The organism is Serratia proteamaculans, assembly GCF_946227095.1.
GTDB classification, from domain to species: domain Bacteria; phylum Pseudomonadota; class Gammaproteobacteria; order Enterobacterales; family Enterobacteriaceae; genus Serratia; species Serratia proteamaculans_E.
On the sequence record NZ_CAMISV010000002.1, the window covers coordinates 305,598 to 326,261 of the forward strand.

General features: G+C 53.5%; 14 protein-coding genes. 12 read left to right on the top strand and 2 right to left on the bottom strand.

The window, feature by feature from the left end; translation table 11 throughout:
• The first annotated feature begins 479 nt into the window (after positions 1-479).
• From OC597_RS05070 to OC597_RS05110, 9 genes are all read left to right on the top strand, one after another.
• Positions 480-1,004 carry an NUDIX hydrolase gene (locus OC597_RS05070; protein ID WP_262207836.1) on the top strand — a complete coding sequence of 175 codons (525 nt, stop codon included), beginning with the start codon at positions 480-482 and terminating at the stop codon, positions 1,002-1,004.
• An 88-nt stretch (positions 1,005-1,092) separates the two neighbouring features.
• Positions 1,093-2,694, top strand: a complete 1,602-nt coding sequence (locus OC597_RS05075; RefSeq protein ID WP_262207837.1) for a Hint domain-containing protein — start codon at positions 1,093-1,095, stop codon at positions 2,692-2,694.
• Between the two features lie 3 nt (positions 2,695-2,697).
• Positions 2,698-4,449: a hypothetical protein gene (locus tag OC597_RS05080; protein ID WP_262207838.1), complete on the top strand. Its 1,752-nt coding sequence runs from the start codon at positions 2,698-2,700 to the stop codon at positions 4,447-4,449.
• Complete coding sequence (locus OC597_RS05085) at positions 4,446-5,879, top strand: hypothetical protein (RefSeq protein ID WP_262207840.1); 1,434 nt, start codon at positions 4,446-4,448, stop codon at positions 5,877-5,879. Before OC597_RS05080 ends, OC597_RS05085 begins: the two co-directional genes overlap by 4 nt.
• Before the next feature lie 21 nt (positions 5,880-5,900).
• Positions 5,901-8,051, top strand: coding sequence for a hypothetical protein (locus OC597_RS05090; RefSeq protein ID WP_262207842.1), 2,151 nt, complete (start codon positions 5,901-5,903; stop codon positions 8,049-8,051).
• A gap of 67 nt (positions 8,052-8,118) precedes the next feature.
• Positions 8,119-9,954, top strand: a complete 1,836-nt coding sequence (locus OC597_RS05095) for a hypothetical protein (RefSeq protein WP_262207844.1) — start codon at positions 8,119-8,121, stop codon at positions 9,952-9,954.
• Between the two features lie 13 nt (positions 9,955-9,967).
• Positions 9,968-11,629, top strand: coding sequence for a hypothetical protein (locus tag OC597_RS05100; RefSeq protein WP_261284558.1), 1,662 nt, complete (start codon positions 9,968-9,970; stop codon positions 11,627-11,629).
• A 10-nt stretch (positions 11,630-11,639) separates the two neighbouring features.
• A complete protein-coding gene (locus tag OC597_RS05105; protein ID WP_262207847.1) occupies positions 11,640-13,565 on the top strand; it encodes a hypothetical protein in 1,926 nt (641 codons plus the stop codon).
• Positions 13,546-14,967, top strand: coding sequence for a hypothetical protein (locus OC597_RS05110; RefSeq protein ID WP_262207849.1), 1,422 nt, complete (start codon positions 13,546-13,548; stop codon positions 14,965-14,967). Before OC597_RS05105 ends, OC597_RS05110 begins: the two co-directional genes overlap by 20 nt.
• Positions 14,968-15,021: 54 nt before the next feature.
• On the opposite strand, the gene OC597_RS05115 is transcribed toward OC597_RS05110, so the two are convergent.
• Positions 15,022-16,110 carry an oxidoreductase gene (locus OC597_RS05115; RefSeq protein WP_262207850.1) on the bottom strand — a complete coding sequence of 363 codons (1,089 nt, stop codon included), beginning with the start codon at positions 16,108-16,110 and terminating at the stop codon, positions 15,022-15,024.
• Positions 16,111-16,332: 222 nt separating this feature from the next.
• On the opposite strand from OC597_RS05115, the gene OC597_RS05120 reads away from it, so the two are divergent.
• From OC597_RS05120 to OC597_RS05130, 3 genes are all read left to right on the top strand, one after another.
• Entirely contained in the window at positions 16,333-17,406 is a 1,074-nt protein-coding gene (locus OC597_RS05120) for a sugar ABC transporter substrate-binding protein (protein WP_262207852.1), read from the top strand.
• A 9-nt stretch (positions 17,407-17,415) separates the two neighbouring features.
• A complete protein-coding gene (locus OC597_RS05125) occupies positions 17,416-18,663 on the top strand; it encodes an LVIVD repeat-containing protein (RefSeq protein ID WP_262207853.1) in 1,248 nt (415 codons plus the stop codon).
• Between the two features lie 81 nt (positions 18,664-18,744).
• Positions 18,745-19,146, top strand: a complete 402-nt coding sequence (locus OC597_RS05130; protein WP_261254816.1) for a VOC family protein — start codon at positions 18,745-18,747, stop codon at positions 19,144-19,146.
• Here OC597_RS05130 and OC597_RS05135 read toward each other — a convergent pair.
• Entirely contained in the window at positions 19,125-20,561 is a 1,437-nt protein-coding gene (locus OC597_RS05135; protein ID WP_262207856.1) for an MFS transporter, read from the bottom strand. The genes OC597_RS05130 and OC597_RS05135 overlap by 22 nt on opposite strands.
• Between the last annotated feature and the right edge of the window lie 103 nt (positions 20,562-20,664).

Here is a 20,664-nt window from a genome sequence, read left to right on the forward strand (position 1 = left end):
GAACACGTTGGCAAACCATTGCTCAATAATATCATTAGCAAAGTATAAATATCATTCACTAGCTATCGTGAGAACTATTTCAACTGTTTAATCAGTTATTCACAATCTTTATGATTAAAGAAATTCCAACATCAGAATTAATTGCTTGGCTAATCGTTTTTGTTTATTTCAATAAGCGTGGAAAGGCTTCAGAAACCGGCCAACTCAATCCCTTGATTTAATGCAATTAAAAATAATAATTAACAAAATAAAAACAACCACCTCCTGTTTATTTGATTATTTAAATAATTTTTTCTTGGTTTTGTTAACGCGGTGATTTGTTTGATTATCTCGATGTAAACAAAAAAATACTTCATTTATTTTTAAGTGTCAGTTGATTTTTTAGTCGCCATTGCTATTGTTGATGATGAGTAATTCATCGCTCCCGACCCGATAAATAAATCCTATTTTTATACTCACGAATGTATAAGGACCTGACTATGCCCATTAAAAAATACGTCATTCTTGACAGCAATCCGGCTGCTGTTGGGAATGATGACTTTATTCTATTAGGTTTGAAAAATGAAGGTTTTGCCCGAGGTTGTCCGATGTTATTTGGCGGCACTGCGGATGCAAAAGATGGCCCGATTGATGGCAAGAACTTTGCCTTAAACGTGATAAAAAGAGAAACCCTGGAAGAAACCCTGAAAAATATTGAAGTAGAACAGGTTGTTCGCTATAAGGTTTTTCCCAATGATATTTCATTCTATACCAGCAAGGTATTTCTCTTCACCGGAAAAGTAGCACTTGGCGGTGAGTTCGCCTGGATACGCAAGGTCAGCAAAGGTAAATTGAAAACTTACTTTAAAAATAAACCCTCCGCCACCAAAGATATGTTTGCACAAGAACTGTATAACATGACTGCGGATCCTGATATTGACCCCACCGATGCTCAATTTGAAGAGTATTTGGGTTCCGATACCCTGAGCGCCATTTACACCTATTGCAAAGAAACGTGCAAATAATAAACTCATAACTTAAACACCAAAACCTGATTTATCTCTGTCATGCCTTTGGCATGCTCATGTCTGAAACTTATTGGGTACTGATATTATGATCACACAAGGTTATACTTCAGATGAAAAGACTATTGTAAAAGATGTCATCAGCAAATATAGCAACAGCGGCCTGTTTATTATTCAGCCCGGCGACCCTTTGCTGGTCAGTTTTTACGATATTCAATTAAAACTTGCCGGTCTTGCCTCAGGCAATACCCCGCAGTTTACCCAATGCTGGCAACAGGCAAAGCAGCTTAAACGGAGTTCTGGCCGGTTGAGCGAAGCCAGTGACGGCGCCGCCCAACCGGTCTACAGCATTGTCCGGCTCGACTCCACCGATGGCAGAAACTACCGCGCCGATGCCATTGGCTCTCTGCCGGTGTCGGCGGCCAATGTGACGCAAACCCTGGGTCTGTTTGACGCTGAAGCGACCAATGTCGGCACAGTGAACTACAACCAGGCCTATGTCTACGCCGCAGACTGCACCCTTAGCGCCAACGGGGTCTATCCGGGCAGCCAGATTGCTACGGATTATCCGGTCACGGTGATTTATACCTTTGCACAAACCATCAACAATAATACGGTTTACGGTGCGGAAATTATTACCAGTCAGAGTTACCCTAAAGATATTTATAATGAATCACCGCGAAGCATTAATAATCCCAACGAAATAAAAATTTGTTTAACCCGTAATGAAGGTGACTGCGATTACCGCAACACCTATGATGGTTCGGTCAGGGTGCCCATTAAAGGAAATATTACCTATCTGGGGCAAATTGAGCTCAGCGGCGGCCAACCGGTCAAAGCCAGCAACACTATTTATTTGATACGTACCCGCGCGGGTGGCGATCCCATCACTCCGTTCAGCAACTACAATATTTTCAACTCACCCAACACCCGAATTAACGGTAGCAATATCGCCTGGGATCTGGACTGGCTAAGGTTCAATCAGGTTGATTTTGAGTCTGGTGAATGGGTTTATTATGTTTTCAAAGTCATTCTTAACGTCGACGGGAAAAGCGTTGTCAGCTTTATTACCAATGCGCCAAAAAGTCTTGAACCCGAACAGCGTTTTTTAAACACCGTACTGTTAAAACCAATGCGTATTGTTTACGGCTGTCTGGCCGAAGATACAAAAATACTGATGCAGGATGGCAGTGAAAAACAAATTTCAGCCATCAGTATCGGTGAAACTGTGTTGTCGAGGAATAATCACCCCCTGAAGGTTGAAGCCGTCACCAGCGGACAGGAACGCCATTACATCGAATTCACCCTGCGTAATAACAAAGGCAAAATAACGAATATTAGTGCCAGCCTGGGCCACCCTTTTATTACCCCGTCCGGCGTGGTGATAGCTCGTGAGCTAAATCATTCAACTAAATTAATCACCCTGGACGGTGAAAGCGAAATCATAAGCATGGTGCAACAGCAAGGTGACCTGAAGGTGTATAACCTGCAACTGTCCGCCGACCCTTCCGCTGACAATGGCCGTTACGACGATAACACCCTGTACGCTAACGGTATCCTGGTCGGCGATATCCAGATGCAACGCATCTATGAGGATGAATATTATCAACGCCCGGCGAATATCCTGAGCAAACTGCCGAAAGAATGGCATCAGGATTACCATAACTATCTCAACTCGACGGGTAAATAACTTATGTATCAGGGATACCCGGACTTTCAGCAGATTATTATTACCGATCTGCACAGGTTCATTGCGGCCTATCAGCAAAATGATGCCTATTTTTTATACCCGGCATCCGTCACCATTTTGGCGGCAGATCCCTTGGCGTTCTCGCTGGATATTGTTCGCAGTCCCAGCACCGACAGCATTTACGGTTGGCTGAATTTCACCACCGAACTGCAGTATGCCGGTGAGCAAAGCCTGGAGGACTTCAAACAACAGCACCCGGATACAGCAGTGAAGGTGCTGCCCGTGTTGCCCGCCAGTCTGGGATTTGACGTACCGATCGAGTATCACAGTGCCCTCAGTGGGCAAAGCTATGACCCGACCTGGTATTCGGCACAGTGCATCCAGTTTATTATTTTGCTGAACTCGGCCAGCACTCAACTGATCGAGAAAACCCTGCTCAACGAAACTATCGGCTTTAATGCCCGGCTGGACGGTTTTGTAGAAGGGGTCTCACCACGGCTGGCGTACTCCGTCGAGTTTGACCCCCGGGAGCTGATACTGGCATTGATCGCCGGAGTCAAAGGCACGCAGCCTGTTGGCGATGATCGGATGGCCTTTGACTATGGCCTGCTGACGCAATATCTCTACCAGAATATTGCGCTGCTACCGCTGCAAATCAGCCCACCACTGCCAGTGAGCGATCCTGAGGGAAACCTGCTGTTCAGTCAGACGTTGCTTGATCGTCTCTACAATTTGCGGGGCACTCCCTACGCCGGTCCGGCGTCCAGTAACACGGCAATGATCGCCCTGAGCGTTCCAGCACAGAGCGGACGGGTGATCTTCAAGCTCGATTCCGTGGTACTGAGCCGGCGTCCGCTGTGTTTCATACTGGATCCTTTTGCCGCCGCACAGCAAATTGCCAAGGTCTCACCTGATACCATCATTCACCGCACTACCGCCCCGCCATTACCGCCGGGCGAACAGGAAATCGACGTCTTTTACGTCTTGCCGCTGGGACTGAAAAGCAACGTTTCCATCGATATTCAGTTGACTGTTCCAGCCGGAGATATTTACCCGCAGGAACAAACGCAAACCCAGCGACTGAGTCCGGACCAGAGCCGGCTGACCTTCAAGTTTCTTACCAGTGCGCTGGAGCCAGAACCTTTCTTTTACCAAATCCGGGTTAATTATCCGCAGGAAGGAAGCTGGCACACCCTGATCGGTGAACGGCGCCTCTGCGCCGAACGGGCGCTGGTACTGGATTACGCCGCATTGCCCTGCCCATTCCTGACCATCAGTCTTGATCCGGGTTTCGCCAAGGAGAGTCGTATTGGCGGTATCTATCATTCTGCCGGTTGGCTGCAAGATTTGGCCTTAACCGCGGCAGAGCCTTATTTCAGTTGCCCGGTTCTCGGTGACAAAACCTTCATTGAAGCAACGGCTTACCAGTTGGCCGGTGGTGGGGTCGTGCCGCTACCGATGCCGATTACCCAGGCCACCACTATCGGGGCTTACAGCTTCCCGCAGTTTGGCTCACAGCGAGCGCAGATCACCGTCGCTCTGCCCGCTGAAATGCTCAAAGTCGCATTGACCTTTCAGCCGGAAAGCCAAAGCCGCACCACGGAGCACACCTTTACCCACCAGCAGAACCGCTACGACTACCCCTGGACAGTCACTTCGATTTTTGCCAGTGGGTTTCGCTACCAAATCAGTACCGGCCCATGGTCGGCCTATGTGACCGGCGATCAAACGATTGATGTCAAAGGTGAAAAATGAACACTGAAGAACTAAACCCCCAACAAATGCTGCAGAACTTTTTCCTGCTTGGCAGAGCCCTGGCCTTCCACGACCAAACGCGGCCGCCGGAGTGCTATACCTACGGCAGTTATACTCCGCAGGTGGTGCTGGACGGCCCGGGCGGTAAAATCAGTGCGCTGCATTTGCTGACCAGCCCTGGCGGCGGTCTGGCGACCTTTGTCGCCCCCAACCTGCCAGTCGACACGGCGGCGATTGAGGCCTATATCCGCCAGCATTTCATCCCGGCACCGGGAAAAATCAGCCTGGAGCAAGGCGACATCCGCCAATCGCTGTTCCTGCGTTTTATCCACCAGCCAGAGTCAGACAGCTATAACGTCGAGTTTGAACAGTCCAAAATGCCGCTGACCCACACAGAGTCTGGCCTACTGGACAGCGCCATTCGGGGAGCCAGGAACCAGGTTTATCTGGTCACTCACAGCCAGTTCAGCGTCAGCAGCCGTGCCACCGCCAGGCTAGAGGCAGACTGGGTGGCATTTTTAACCCTGGCCTTCAACGAACAGGCGCGCCAACCGGAAGCTATCGCCATCCTGCTCAACCAGCAGATCGACGCCGGGGTGATCACCCTCCTGGAGCAGTTCAACAACGCCCCCTCGGAACAGACCCGCGAGTTGGTCAGGGATTCGTTGGTGAAAACCGCGTCACAACTGGTCAGCAACACGCTGCGTAACATCCACTCGATAGATGAGATCCCCAGCAAGATCAGTTATGACGTCAGCTACAGCAATAGCGTGCCACAGCGTTATTTGCTGACGCAGCAGCAGGATATCGCCACCCTGCTCGGCCAACTGCCCGCTGACAGCATAATCACGTTTACGCCGACGCCTTTGCCTGAACCCACTCGACCGGACAAACCTGTCAAACATCGTGAATGCGTAGTGAGCCTGGGCTTCAATCCTAACGGTTTTAATATCACGTCGATTGAGCTGCGTTACGACCAGACACAAACGCCGATGCCGTGGCCCAACTTCCCGCCGGTGACATTGAAAACCACCTCAGAAGTCAGCGATATCACCCTCAAAGTGACGTTTGCTGACTACTCCAGCTATGAGAATCAACTCCACTGGCAGGACAACATCGCGCTTACTCCGCAAGACCTGGGTTTTTACAGCGTGCTGTTTGAAGCCGAACACCTGAAGGCAGAGTTTAAAACGGTCAGCGGCACCGCGAGCTATTCGCCGGCCGGCCAGGGGAAAAAACAAAACTTTAGCTTCTCGTTTAGTACCCAGCAATGGCAAGCCAACTGGTGGATCAATGCCCATGCCAACGGATTAAACGGTCGCATTGACTACCGTTGGCAAGGAAAAACCGCCTCAATATTTCCCAAAACCTACGACTCTGGCCCACAACAGGCCAGCGCCAGCCCCGTCAAACTGCAATACAACAAGTGACATAAACAAGAGGAACACCCTATGTTAACCACCGCTTTGCAGCAATCGGTCAAGATCGCCACGGATAAATACCTGGGTATTACGGAATATGCCTATACCTGCTACGGCGACAGCATTGATAAGGATACTTATTATGTGGTGCCGGAGATCCCGGTATTTGCCGCCCGGGATGGCAAGAACCCCTATTTCATGTTCTACAAGTATCGCAGTGAAGACACCCAGGGCGGCTATGCGCAATTTACCGTTATCCTGCCGCAGCCTGATTCAGAGATGAAAACCAGGATCAGCATCGAGTTGCTTGGCAAGCTTAAAGATCCGCTGATCGCGAAATCCACCCTGATCGTCAAGTATGTTCAAGCCGAGCAGGCCTCGGTGGCCGACCCCGAAAATGCGACCAAAAAGACGGCCATGGATACCGCATTACGCAATACCGGCCTGAATGACGACCAGGCGGCCAGGTTTGTCGCGTTGTATGACAGCAACAAAGGCAATGACCAATTCCTGTCGGAATTGATGCCGGCAGACGCGAAACAAATCAAACTGATGACGCCAAGGCTAACCTCGTCACAGGCTTCATTGATTCTGGACAGCAACGACAAATTCTATCGTCAAATCCCCACCACCTTGTCGCCATCAGGTCTGGGGGATAACAACACCGTTTTCAGCCTTTCACTCACGGGTGAAGGTGCCACTCTGTTCGAACAGGTGTTGAAAGGCACCGATAAAAACTCCAGCGTAGGCATTCGCTTCGACTTCAGTCTGGATGCTTCCCTGCCGGCGGCCAAAGTCACCGTCAGCTACGACAGCGAGATCACCAAGTCGGTGACGCAAACCATCAGCTACCATACCTGGTCAGCCGATGAGAAAAAAATTGAGCGCGAATATATCGAAAAAGGCGCGATCACGATCGACGTTCAGGTTGGGCTGACCGCAGCAGAAATGGGCATGACACCGGATCAGTACATTAAATGGAAGGACGGGCTGACCGCCTGGGGGCAAAAACAGGTAGAGCAAATTTTAAGCAGCCAAACCGGGTTGGACATGAGCCTCGAATTGCTTAATGAAGCCGACGGCTTTGATAAATTCAAATCCAGCCTCAGCGAAACCAAAAGCTTTACCCGCGTCTATGAGGAAAACTCGGTGGTCTCTTTCTCCATCGCCCCTCAGACCCAGTTGCCGTCTATCCAATCCATCGTCGGCGAAGCCAATCTGAAAGATTACTTTAAAGAGTACGATCTCAACGATCCTTTCTATCAGTACATTCAGCCCGAGTTTTTTGTCACTCAGGATCTGGCGAAATACAACGTGGCCAATATCGTGGTGACCGCCTTCTACGACAAAGACAACCAGAGCACTCTGCAGTTTTCCCCTGGCGACAGCGAACCGAAAAAAACCGGCAAATGGTTTATCAAACCCGAGTTGGGCCGCGCATTTAAATATTCCTATACCGTCAACTTCACCGGTATGCAGGCCAAGCCCTACCACTCTGGCGACCTTCAGAGCGATAAGGATCTGATTATCTCCATCAACGTGGCCGAATGTGGCATCGTTTATGCCGACATTGCTACGCTGCTTGATCCTATGGGCTGGAAAGTCTTCAGCCAGGTGGTGATCAAAACGCAATATTCCGATCCGGATAAGGGCGTCAAACTCAAGACCAGCAACCAGGTGGTCAGTGAGTCGACCCCTCCTCAGCCCTTTATTTACCCGATTGGTGTCGATGTGGATAAACCGATTTATTTCTCCACCGATTACTATGCCCTGGACGGTGACAGCCTGACCTATATCCCGAGCGGCGTTGAGACCAGCCCGCAGCTACCGGGCTATGGGTTGATCCGTGGCCACCAGATTTTGGTCGCCAATGCCCTGCCGAAATCGCAGAAGTACACCATTATCTTCAAACCAACCCAGAAAGACGTCACGTTGATCACCTATGAAATGGTGGTTTATTACCCGAAATGGGACTTTACGCAGTCCCAATCCCTGGCCCTGACCGAGTTCGATTCTAATTCCCTCACCCAATCTCTGACCTTCGACCTGATGCAGGCGGAAAAAGACAACGAGGTGAAGATCCATTACGTCTCTACGGTGTATTACGGGGCTGACAATCTTGAAAAAACCGTCGAGAAGGATGTGACAGGAACCAGCACCATCGTGGTGGTGACTTTCTGATGCTCTGAGACACTCCAGGGCAAAGCTTCTTTGCCCTGACTCACCTTTATAAAATGGAATGGTCGCTATGAACACTCAGGTCGTAGTGCAAAACATCTGTTTTATCCGAGCCGACCCGGACAGGCCGATTTATTATTATTGCGCGGCGGCGCCGGGCATTAGCGTGATTGATGGTAACCAGCCCGCCGTCCAGCTACAGATATTTAGAAACAGCAGTCAACCGACCACGGTTTATTATGCCATGCTGTCATTGCAAACCCAGTTGAACAGCAGTCCCGAGGCCGCCAGGGCGGCGGCAGCAGCCAGTCCGGACATGCCGCACGACGCGGTGCTATTGCCGTTGCAGGCGATCGGTTGTACCGCCACGCTGGATATTCCCGGCTTTATCGAAGGCCAAACCAGCAAGACCTCATTAAGCGAGCAACTCAACTGTTATCTACTGGCCAAACTGGCCCAGGACAGCGATATCGCCCTGCTGGCCAGTCTGATGGCCACACCAGCCACCGCGCCGATCGCCATCAGCTACAAAATTGACTACCTGCTACAACTTCCTCCGGCCACCTTTGAACTGGAGGCCCGCTGGGACCAGGTTTATCAATTCCTGCAACAGTCGGTCGGTTTCAACCTGCTCTTCTTTTCCGTTGATATCGAAAAAACCTCGGCACAGCTGATCAGCGAAAAAGTGGTGACCATCAAAGTCAGGGACACCGATCCCGACGGCCACTTCAGACAGGCCGCGGCCGAATTGACGCAGATCCTGACCGGCGAGTTTTTTACCCCGGTGTTTGCCGAAGTGCCACAACAAGACAAACCCCAGGCCGGTTTTTACCTGCAACGACTGTCGGTTGAGGATATTGACCAGCGGCGTTTAAGCGGAAAACTGACGGAAACCACGGTGGTCAAACGCTCACTTTATCCGCAGGCGCTGTTTGCCGAACTGGTCGCCGGTACCGACTACCAGGCCGGTCGGGTGATCAGCCAAAGCGATCTGCAGGATGATTTTTTCGCCCACCGAGAGGTTCGGGTCAGTCTGTTGTCCGACGAACTGGACAATAACGTTCAACTGGTGATGGTGCGTTTGCGCTATGGCCCGGACAACAAGCAATACACTTTCCGCCAGGGCGATACCAAACCTAAAATCTTCAGGTCACCGAGTATCACCGATCCGCAAACCGGCAAAATGCTGTGGCCCGTCGAGTATGACTTCACCGTCTATCTCAACCAGGCGGTGGGCGGCGTGAGATCGGTCAGTTCCGGCGTGCTGCAAACTGAATTGAACGATGTCTATCTGGATGTTGAGTCGCTCTATGGCCGCTACGATTTTGTCATCAAGGCCGCCAACCTGTTTGACTGGCGCTGGTACCAGTCGGTGTTGGTCACCCTGAGTTGCCGTCACATTGAAGTACCAACATCCAGCCTGTCGAAAAGCTTTCAGATTAGCCAGACTGCGCAGCAGGACAGCTACCCGGTGATGCTGCCCAATCCCGACCAGTATTTATTTGACGTGACCAAGGAGTACAGCAGCGCCGCCAACTCACCCCATATCTCTGCGGTACTGAACGAACCGACCAGCCAGGATGTGTATCTGCCCTCCAGTTTGTATCACCAACGGGTGTTAACGCTTTCCGCCAATATGGACTGGCAGCAGGTGGAGTCGGTGCTGGTTTCTGCCAGCTATGCCTATTTGCCCGGCGATGACACCCCACCCCTGCAGCAAATTTTTCAGTTTAGCGAAATCGATGCCGCCCCTCAGCGCTTTAGCGCCGACCAAATTGACCCAGAACGGCTCACCGTCGACCTGGAGATTTGGTTCAGCTACCTACCGGGCCAGGGCGGGGATAAACCCGAGTACGTCCAAACCACCACCGGTCAAGACGCTATTGATATTGCCAACCTCAATTAATTAAGGAAACGCCATGTTATTACTCAGAGCAAGAACCGCCACTATCGACAACATCACCTTCTTTGCCGACGACTCCGATGACAAGCAGTTCTGGTATTTGCCCGGTGATATCCATATCGCAGAGAAAGACGGAAAGCCGATCTTTTCATTGATCAAGTACACCGGCGACGGCAGCGGCCAGCAAGGGGGTTACATCAACTTCGAGGTCAATACCTCGATCGACCCCGCCAAGCTGGACACGGCCTTCAACGAATACCTGCGCAAACTGAAAGTGGATCCCAAAACCGCCCGCAAGGCCCAGGTTCCCTATGACAAAGGCACGGTGAACTTTTTTGTGCTCGATGTCGGCAGCAATGCCAACGGCGAGTTGATCAGCGCGCAATGCCCCAGCCTGTTTGGCAACAACAGCGCCATCTTCAGCGCCAAACTGACGCCACAACAGGCGGTGATCCTGGAGGCGGCGTTTAATAAGGCGCAGGCCCCGGCCGCCGTGGCCTACAACCTTAGCTTTACCGGCATTACCCCGGCGCTGAAAGTCGAGGTCGAGGCCAAGTTTGAAAGCCTCTACAAAGAGTTCGACCTGAAATTTGGCGCCAATATCCCAATCCCGGTGGAAACCCCCGCCAGTTTTTGGTTGGGCTTTGACAGCGTGATCAAAAAACTGCAGCAGGATCAAAAGTTAATCATCAAGGTGACCGAAAGCATGCCGAGCGAGGAGGAAGCCAAAGAGAAAGAGTGGGCGCTGCAGTTTGTCAAAGAAGAGATCCTGAAAAGCTTCTTTACCGCGTCGCTTAAACCTAATGATGACAGCAATACCCAGGCCAAATCAGCCAGCGACTCGATCCTGGAATCTCTGCTCGCCAGTGGCAAGGAAGACGGCGAAGAAGGCGGTAAAGGCGGGCTGTTCCCCAGCGCCTCACTGGAGATTAAGCTGGTGCGGATCGAAGAAACCAAAAGCCTGAACTTCAATTACATTTCGTCGAAAGCCCTCAGCCAATCGGCAGTGCCGCAAAACTTTATCGGCAGCGATATCCTGCGCGCCAAAAAAGAACCGCCTTACTTTATTGAAGTGAACGTTAACGATCCCTTCTTCCAGAAAATCGACTTTACCGTATTGGGGCCGGACGGCTTTGCCGAGTACGGCATTAAAGCCGCTACGTTCAAAATCGACTACAACAAACAGGTTTATACCGCCGAGCCGTTTATCACCGATGACGGTAAATGGAGCAAAAGCATTTCGCGCAGCAGCGACCGCAATGAGCTCTTTGTGATCCACAGCGAATATGCCTTCAAGTCTGCCGCCACCACCGGCTGGGAAGGCAGCAGCAGCTATCAACCGCAGTCGGTCTCGGCATCAACCCTGCTGAACCTGGATCCCGGGGCGGTGCTGACTTTCAACGAGATTGCCATCTTCCTCGACCGGAAATTTTCCTGGGAGAATTACAACCAGGTGATCGTTGAACTGACCTATCTGGACGACAAAAAGAGTCGAAAAACCAAGAAATATCAGTTTAATCCGGATAAAACCGAAGAGCAGACCTTTAAGTATCGCTGCCTGACTGAGAAGCCCTGGACGGTTGACTACAAAATCACTTACCTGAAGGTGGGAGGTGACAGCGTCACGATTGACGGCAGCGAAAACCCACCGGCCATTGTTATCCCGGCCGTGGCATAGGTGACTGACGATGGTCGAACGCCATGCAGTATTACCAGCGGCATGGAACGCCCTGGTAAGCGCCCTGTGTCAGGAAGCGCCCTACTTATACACCACGCTGGCGCCCGAGATCGCCCGCTTCAGCCAGGCACGCCTGGCCTCCGGCTGCCTGTCTGCCGCCTTTAACACCAGTCTGCTGGGGTATAACGGCTGCCCGCTCGAGTTCACCGTTTCGTCGTCTAACCCGCAGGCACTTTCATGCACGTTGGATCCATTTTTGCCGCGTTACGCCGAGGATCGGGGAGTTGAAAATTTTTACCGGCACTACCAACAACTGACCCTTTCGCCATCTCAGCAGAAGGTCGAAAGCTGTTTGGCGGCAGTCGGCCACATGCAGCGCCAGAGCGTACAGCCACTGCGGTTTGGATCCTGGCTGGGACGAAAATACAGTCCGGAGACGGTTAAAACCAAAGTGTATTCCGAAGTGCCGCCCGGAATTCCAGACCCGGACGGTTGGCCCGGCGGCGTGAAAGATTACCCTGCCGCTGCCTGCCAACAGGCGGGATTGTCACTGCTGATGGTGGGCTATTATCCGCAGCAGCCCGCCTCACCGCGTGAATATTACTTTCAGTGGTACAGCGCCCGCATCACTGATGCCGATATTTTGGCGGTGATGACCTTTTTCGGTTGCGAACGGCTGTTCCCTGCGCTGGCACCGCTGCTGGACCACGCCCTGCACCAGACCTTGAGTAATGAAGGTTTTCCAGCCACCACCTACGGTTTTAGCCTGGTTTACGGCCCCGGTGACGAACTGGAAAGCTTCACGCTGTTCACCATGGCGGCCAGCTTCTTTGGTGATAACTCGCGGGTGTTCCCTGCGGTGCAAGCCTTGCTGACCCAAAGCCGCCAAACCATGCCTTTGTTGCAATGCGCAATGACCGCGCAGGTTCCGCTGCAATTCAACGTGGTGGGTTTTTCGGTGGATATGCAGGGTCGTCAGGCCATCAGCTGTACTTTCAGCCCGCAAAACACCCACTTCGAAGAGATGCCACTGGATCCGGCTCCCCTGGCCATACAAACTGTCCGCTCCAGCCTAACGGCGTTACTTGAGCAACAGTGTGCCAGCGGTGCCTTTACCGCCCATGTCCGAACGCCGGACGGGCGTTGGCATCAGGATGAAAATGCCTTTGTTACCGCGCAGGTGTTACGCACCCTGGATTACACCCCACAAACCGCTCCCTTTATTGAGAGGGCGCTGGATTTTTTAATCGCCTGCGAAACCCGCCCGTCCCACTTCAGTTTTTGGCCGACGGCCGCCCATCCCCAGTGGATGGCCAATCAGCGTATTTGCGCCGACATTGACGACACCGCCATCATTACCGAGCTGCTGTACAAGTTTGGCCGTATTTCGCTGGCACAGGTCAGGCAGACGATTGCACAGATGAACGGCTATCAAGTCTGCCGGGTCGATCCCCGTCAGGCTGCCGAACAGCACCAATGGGCTGAGTGCCAAAGCTTTCATACCTGGATGAAGGACGACAATGATATTCGCCAACTGGATTGTTGTGTAAATACCAACGCGCTGATTTTGCTCCATACGCTGGTGGCCGGAAGCGACGCCGTATTGCCGGCCTATCGGCGCATTATTCAGATGCTGAATCAGGCAGTGCAATGGAGCGACCACCGTTACGACCGGTTCAGTATTCTGACCCCCTATTACGCCCACCCCAACGAATGGCGCACCGCCCTGGAGTACGCCAGGCTCGCGGGGATCCCGCAGCTCACGCCGGTGATTGACGCATTGTCCCACTGGCACTGGCCCGCCGACCGCCTGGAAAGCCCGCTGTATCGTCGGCATGACGGACGCTTCCTCTGGACCTCGTCCTGCCTGAACCAATTCAGAACTCTGGCCCAAACTGAACGCAATGAGGATAACCATGAATACCTTTCTCAATGACCTGGTGACACTGAACCAAATTATTCTGCAGAATGCGCGCGAACAATTTCCTGACGTTGAGGCCAAACAACTACGCTACCGGGCTGCCCCGCGGGTGCTGGCGGACGAGATGACCGCCGAGGTCTGTACCGAGATAGTCTCAGGAGAAACCCGTTACCAGATTGCCACCAGCACCGACGGCACCAGTTGGCGCATGCAGCTGGATTTCGCCCTGAGTCGCCAGGTGCCACAGGTTCCTTATGTGGTGCTGAGTTTCACCCGCTTTGGCAGCGTCGAAGAGATGATCTTCGACCAGGTGATGCTGACAGCGCAGGAAAACCGCTATCAGGCACAGCTTGATTTGTACAAGCTGGAACAGCGCGATGCCTTGTTGCAGGCCCTGTCGGATTACGATGCGCAAACCACGCTGGTGGTCGCCATCAAAACCGATCATGGCATCACCAATACCGTCACCGACCCTAAAGTTTTCTACTTTGCCGAAAACTACTATCCGTATATCTATCAGGGTATTTTGCCACCCCCGGCTCGTCTGCAACTGATCCTCACCCCACTGGAGTATCAGCAGCTTTGGTACAATTACTATCAGGATTATGTACGTAAAAACTACCTTTACTATCTGCCGGATACCTTCCTGCTGGCGACCGATACCGACGGCAAGCCCATGCTGTCGATTTCATTCTCTGCCGGCGGTCACGCCACCTCACTGGATGAAATCAATGTGACCTTTGACTACTTCCTGTCACCCAAGGTGAACCAGGGGCGCATTGCTAACGCCACGACCCAGTTTTCACAAATGCAGCCGGATGCCCGGTTGGCCCCTTTCGCCAACGCCGACTCACTGGTGTTGCAGTTGGCATTGCCGGAGGGGAAAACCGAAGAAAAAAATGCGCTGATCAACCTGCAAAGCGGGATTGTCGATTCATTCACCTTGCCCGCCCGGCAGTTCGCGCTGATTTGGGACGCGTTATTTAACCGTTCCCCGCAAAACCTGTTGTTGAAAGGCTATCTGTCGGTGCAATTTACCGGTTTTAACCCGGATCATCTGCCGGTGATGCTGGCGCTGGATGCCAAATACCAGAGCAAGGTGCTCGACTTTATCCAACAGTCCGCCCCGGTGGACATCTACAAAACCGTTGAATTCAGAAGCGACAGCGGGGCTTACGATCCTTCAGGGCCTCGCCCGATCAAACGCATTTTGGTGAACATCGACAACCAGACGGTTGAGCTGACCAAAGAACACCCCAGCCATGACGTCACGGTCAAAGTCGCGGCATTGGATCTGATCCTCAATCCGGATAAAAAGCTGGTATATCATTACGACCTGCAGGTTTTCTACGTCGATGGCGGCATGACGCCCTACTACGACAAAACCTCCAGCTTTGAGATCATTTACGTGCCTTGAATAACGGCTAGCCTGCTGTTGGCATCCACAGCAGGCTACGCAGAAACAACGCTGTTAAGCCGTCTGTGACTCCACATAGCTCAGCGCGGAACGCAATGTCGCTGGGTTAAGCGCCAGTGGCAGCAAATGAATGGATTCCCCCGCTTGCAGGGTGCGCTCAATCAACCGTTTGATTTGCGCCTCATCGTGAATGTCCACCTGCAACGCCGCCAGACTGACGGGCAGATCCAGGCGGTGATACAGCGCAATCAACTGAGCCACGGTTTCCTGCTGCCCCAGCAACGCACTTTGCACCAGAATGCCATAGGCGACTTTAGTGCCATGCAGGAAGGCATCGGTCTGCGGTAGCGCGGTCAGACCGTTGTGTACCGAATGCGCGGCCGCGATGCGGGTATAACGATCGCCCAGTCCGCCCACCAGGCCACCGCCGGCAAGAATGGCCTCCAACACGTTGAGGAAGGCCTGAGTCAATTGCCCTTGCGCCTGCGCCTTTAGCGCCGCCTCACTTTCGGTCAGCAGTACGTCACGCAGGGTCAATGCGGTATTGATGCCTAACTGCACGGTCAACGGCAAACGTTCCGGTTGGGGACTGAGCACCACCGCTTCGTACCATTTCGCCAGGGTATCGCCGATACCGGCCAACAAATACTCTTTTGGCGCGCGCAGAATAATTTCTGGCTCGACCAACACCAGATGATTGGCATCGTTGAAAACCTCGTAGCGCAGCGCCTGCCCCTGGTCGTTGTACCACACTGAAAGCGGCGTCCAGGCGGCGCAGGTGGCGGCAATGGTCGGGATAGCCACCACGGGTAAGCCCAACCGACGGGCCACCACTTTGGCGGTGTCCAGTACCGCACCGCCGCCAACGCCAATCACCACCTGACGATCTGCCCCGGCCTGTTGCACGATATCCTGCACCGTGGTTTCGCTACAGTGGCTGTCGAACAACACCCGGCGGGCATCGGCAGCATCAAACACCGCCGGTAGCCAGGGTTTGGCCGCGGCCAGCGCACGTTCGCCATACACCCACAGCGCATTGTTCAACTGTTGCGGAGAATAAAATTGCGCCAGTTGGTCAATCGCACCGGGGTAAGCAGAATAATTGGCGGGGCCGGCGACCACGCGAATGTGGCTATCACTCATGTTCAAGTCCTTATTTTGTCTGATCTTGCCATCATAAAGGCGGGATTAGCATTGCCTAATACTCTTTAGCATTAGCTTATGATTTTTCGTTCATTGTCATCTGTTCCGCCCGCATGGAAACTGACGGCTTCAATTCATTCTTTGAATAAACAACCATCCCAATGGTGACGATGAATTGTCCTCCCGTTTTTAATGATGCTTAACCATGCAGGGTAAAACTTAATGAAACTGTTCAACACCTCATTACTGGCGTTAAGCCTGTTCGCCGTGTTTCCCGCGTTCTCCGCCCCTGCCACCGCGCCGATCCCGGCGGCGATTGCCAATCACCAGGGGCCAATCCGTATCGCGGTGATCCGCAATCTGGGGTCTGACGACAATACCACGCAGTTTGTCAGCGGTGCGGTGCAAGAAGGCCGCAAACTGGGCTTTCAGGTCAATACCTTCCTGACCAACGGTGACGACGCCAAGTTTCAGGACTTCGTCAACCAGGCCATCAGCCAGAAGTACGACGGCATTATCCTGTCTCAGGGACGTGACCCCTATTCCACCGCCCTGTTGAAACGCATTGTCGACAGCGGTATTGCGGTGGCCGCCTTCGATACCGCCGTACAGGGCGAGATCCCGGGCGTGACCATCAGCCAGCAGGATGATGCCTCGTTGACCGATCTTTCATTCGGCCAACTGGTGAAAGACTTCGACGGCAAAGCCAATATCGTCAAGCTGTGGGTGGCGGGTTTCCCACCGATGGAGCGGCGTCAGGCGCAGTATCAAAAGTTGCTGAAAGATCAGCCGGGCATCAAAGAGCTTGAGTCCATCGGCGCGGTGTCCTCCGACGTTCAGGGTGACACCGCCAACAAGATCGGCGCGATCCTGGCCAAGTATCCAAAGGGAAAAATCGATGCTATTTGGGGAACCTGGGATGCGTTTAGCCAGGGCGCCTACAAGGCTCTGGAAGAGAATGGCCGCACCGAAATCAAACTCTACAGCATTGATATTTCAAACCAGGATCTGGCGTTGATGCGTGCCAAGGGCAGCGCCTGGAAGCTCAGCGTGGCGGTTGATCCCAAACTGATTGGTGCCGTTAACCTGCGTCTGGTGGCCAATAAGATTGCCGGTGAGAAAACCCCGGCGACCTATGAATTTAAAGCCGCTGCCATCCCGCAGGATCTGTTGCTCAGCCACCCGGATGCCACCAACGTCGCTTCACTGGCCAAAGTCATTCCTGGCTGGGGCAAATCGGATGATTTTATCGCGCCGTGGTTCGCCACGCTTGAAGCGCAACAGGCTAAGAAGTAAGGAACGGAAATGGCATCGCGAGCGCTTCCCCAACCCGAGTACAGCCGTAATATGCGGCTGATCGGCCACAGCGATCAGGGCGGTAAGCCTGACGGTGTGCAGGTTATGGTTCACCGGGGTTATGCCTATATCGGGCATATGGTTTCGCAGGGGTTTTCTATCGTCGATGTGCGTGACGTGAAAAACCCGCGTGCGGCCGGTTTTGTCCCCGCGCCGCCGGGTACCTGGAACGTACATTTACAGGCGCACGATGATTTGCTGCTGGTGATCAACGCTCGCGATTTGTTTGCCGATGCCCGTTTCGCCGATGAGAAGGTCTACTACACCCGTGCCATCAGCCAGACGGTGTCAGGCAATGACGCCCGCAGCTGGAGTGCCGGGGTGCGAATTTTCGATATTTCGACCCCGGACCAGCCAAAGGAGATCGGTTTTTTGGCGCTGGAGGGGATCGGCGTCCACCGCATCTGGTATGTCGGTGGCCGCTGGGCCTACGTTTCCGCCCTGATTGACGGCTACAGCGACTATATTTTTCTGACCGTCGATTTGGCCGATCCACGTAATCCACAGATCGCCGGCCGCTGGTGGCTGCCGGGTATGCACAGCGCCGGTGGAGAAACACCAGACTGGCCGCAAGGTAAACGCTACGCCCTCCACCATGCCATTATCAGCGGCGACACCGCCTACGCCAGTTGGCGCGATGGCGGCCTAACCCTGCTGGATATCAAAGATCGCAGCCAACCGCAGTTAATCGCCCACCGCAACTGGAGCCCTCCCTTTGGTGGCGGTACTCACACCGCGCTGCCACTGCCGGACCGGGATCTGCTGGTGGTACTGGATGAGGCGGTGCTCGATAACCAGCAGGACGGCGAAAAACTGATCTGGCTGTTTGATATCCGCCAACCGTCCAACCCGGTAAGCATTGCCACCTTCCCACAGCCGGAGGAACGTGATTACATCAGCAAGGGGGCGCATTTCGGGCCACATAACCTGCATGAGAACCGCCCCGGCAGTTTTATCAGCTCAACGCTGATTTTTGCCACCTACCAAAATGCCGGTGTGCGCGCCTATGACATCAGCAACCCTTATCAACCGAAAGAAACCGGGGCTTTAGTGCCCGCCGCCCCAGAAACGATGATGGATAAACGCCCAGACCGCCCGCAGGTGATTCAATCCTGCGACGTGTTTGTCGACGCCCAGGGCATTATCTACAGTACGGATTACAACGGCGGTTTGTCGATCATCGAGTATTTGGGCTAAGAATTTAGGCTTGCCGCGACCATTTTAGGTTCATTGGCATAAGATGAATGAATCGGTAAACCGGACATATTAAGGGAAAGCATGTTTAGTCATATCACCGTAGGCGTCAGCGATCTGGAGCAAGCCGCCACTTTTTACGATGCCATTTTGCTGCCGTTGGGGTTAATTCAACGCCCGGTCACCCCAGATGGGGGCCCCGCCGCACGTTGCTGGGTGATGCCCGATCAGGCATTGCCGCGTTTTTACGCTTACCAGCCCTATAATCGACAACCGGCCAGCGCCGGTAACGGCAGCATGGTGGCCTTCACCGCCCGCAGTGAACAACAGGTGCGTGAAGCCTATGTCGCTGGTATCGCGGCAGGCGGCATTTCGGAAGGTGAAGCCGGTGAGCGCCCTCATTATGGCCAAGGCTACTTTGGCGCTTACCTGCGCGATCCGGACGGCAACAAAATTCATATCGCCTACCGAGGCGACCTGCTGTAATCCCCTTCCGGTTTAATGGCGGCATGGCTCCGCAAGGTCATCACCAGTGCTATTGCCGCCAACACTCCCGCCGCCAGATAAGTCACTCGCATGCCGTTTGATACCGCCTCCGCCGTGGCTAACGTGATATCACTGGTGTTTGCCGCCAGCATAAACAAAGCGCCCATGGCGGATGCCCCGGTGATCAGACCAAGATTACGTGAGAGGTTAACCATGCCGGACATCACCCCGCGCTGCTCAGGGGCCGCATGCTTCATCAGCGCGGTATTATTGGCGACCTGAAATAGCGTATAGCCCAGAGTAATCAGGCAAAGGGGGGCCACGTAGCCAAAGACTCCCTGATTGAGCGTCATCATCGACATGACGCCGGCCCCCAGGGTCATGATCGCCAGGCCCACGGCGGTGATTTTTTGTGCCCCCAGACGATCCACCAGCCTACCGGCCGGCACGCCGAGCAAAGCAGCCACCAGCGGCCCGGCTGACATCGCCAGTCCGGCCTGTCCTACCGCCAACCCCAGACCATGCGTCAGATAAAACGGCCCTACCACCAGCGATGTCATCATCACCGTCATGACCAGTGCGCTCATCCCCAACCCGACACTCAGCCCAGCCTGGCGGAACAGCGCCAACTGTATTAAAGGAGAGACCGTGGTGTTTTCCAGCCGTACAAACAGTCCGATCCCCAGCGCCGCACAAAGCAACAACAGCAAATTGATGACGCCGAAATCACCATGCCCCAGCGTCATCGACAGCGCGTAGCAGGCCAGCGTCAGACCAAGCAGCAAAGTCCCGGGCAGATCAAAACTGCCGTTATCTTTTTGCGACTGCGGCGAACCCACCGGCAGATAACGATAAACCAGCATAAATGCCAGTAACCCCAGCGGAAGGCTCACCAGAAACATCGCCCGCCAGCCGAAACCAAAAATCAACGCGCCGCCGAGCGTAGGCCCAAGCGCGGTACCGATGGCCGACATGCTGCCAAGCAACCCCATGGCACGGCCGGTGTTTTCTTTCCCCAGCGTCTCACCCACCAGTGCCATGGTCATCGCCATCATCACTGCGGCCCCCATTCCCTGGGCAACGCGCGCCGCCAACAGCAGCCAGATATCCGGTGCGGCGGCGCACAGTCCGGAGGCAAGGGTGAACAAGGCAATGCCCATCAGCAACAAGCGGCGGCGGCCGATCCGATCCCCCAGACGCCCTATGGCGATAATGGAAGTGGTAATGGCCAGCAGGTAGACGATTACCACCCACTGCACCGCCTGAAACGACGTGCTGAACGCCTGTGCCAACGTGGGCAAACCGATGTTGGCAATGCTGGCACCCAGCGATGAAACCAGCATGGTCAGAGAAAGACTGGTGAGAATGCCGCCGGAATGGGGGCTGCCGACGGCAGATTGAGTAATTAGCTTCATAGTACTGACTCCTGAAAGAACCTGTCAGTAGCCTATGTCAGCCCATGATATGGCGGAAGACGCAGCCTATGCAGTTTATTAATGCATATGACGCCATGTCATC

What these genes read in the sequence shown, in the direction of transcription:
- OC597_RS05085 (WP_262207840.1), top strand. Translation starts at nt 4,446, where the DNA reads ATGAACACTGAAGAACTAAACCCCCAACAAATGCTGCAGAACTTTTTC.
- OC597_RS05070 (WP_262207836.1), top strand. Translation starts at nt 480, where the DNA reads ATGCCCATTAAAAAATACGTCATTCTTGACAGCAATCCGGCTGCTGTT.
- OC597_RS05100 (WP_261284558.1), top strand. Translation starts at nt 9,968, where the DNA reads ATGTTATTACTCAGAGCAAGAACCGCCACTATCGACAACATCACCTTC.
- OC597_RS05090 (WP_262207842.1), top strand. Translation starts at nt 5,901, where the DNA reads ATGTTAACCACCGCTTTGCAGCAATCGGTCAAGATCGCCACGGATAAA.
- OC597_RS05135 (WP_262207856.1), bottom strand. Translation starts at nt 20,561, where the DNA reads ATGAAGCTAATTACTCAATCTGCCGTCGGCAGCCCCCATTCCGGCGGC.
- OC597_RS05080 (WP_262207838.1), top strand. Translation starts at nt 2,698, where the DNA reads ATGTATCAGGGATACCCGGACTTTCAGCAGATTATTATTACCGATCTG.
- OC597_RS05115 (WP_262207850.1), bottom strand. Translation starts at nt 16,110, where the DNA reads ATGAGTGATAGCCACATTCGCGTGGTCGCCGGCCCCGCCAATTATTCT.
- OC597_RS05125 (WP_262207853.1), top strand. Translation starts at nt 17,416, where the DNA reads ATGGCATCGCGAGCGCTTCCCCAACCCGAGTACAGCCGTAATATGCGG.
- OC597_RS05120 (WP_262207852.1), top strand. Translation starts at nt 16,333, where the DNA reads ATGAAACTGTTCAACACCTCATTACTGGCGTTAAGCCTGTTCGCCGTG.
- OC597_RS05110 (WP_262207849.1), top strand. Translation starts at nt 13,546, where the DNA reads ATGAATACCTTTCTCAATGACCTGGTGACACTGAACCAAATTATTCTG.
- OC597_RS05105 (WP_262207847.1), top strand. Translation starts at nt 11,640, where the DNA reads ATGGTCGAACGCCATGCAGTATTACCAGCGGCATGGAACGCCCTGGTA.
- OC597_RS05130 (WP_261254816.1), top strand. Translation starts at nt 18,745, where the DNA reads ATGTTTAGTCATATCACCGTAGGCGTCAGCGATCTGGAGCAAGCCGCC.
- OC597_RS05075 (WP_262207837.1), top strand. Translation starts at nt 1,093, where the DNA reads ATGATCACACAAGGTTATACTTCAGATGAAAAGACTATTGTAAAAGAT.
- OC597_RS05095 (WP_262207844.1), top strand. Translation starts at nt 8,119, where the DNA reads ATGAACACTCAGGTCGTAGTGCAAAACATCTGTTTTATCCGAGCCGAC.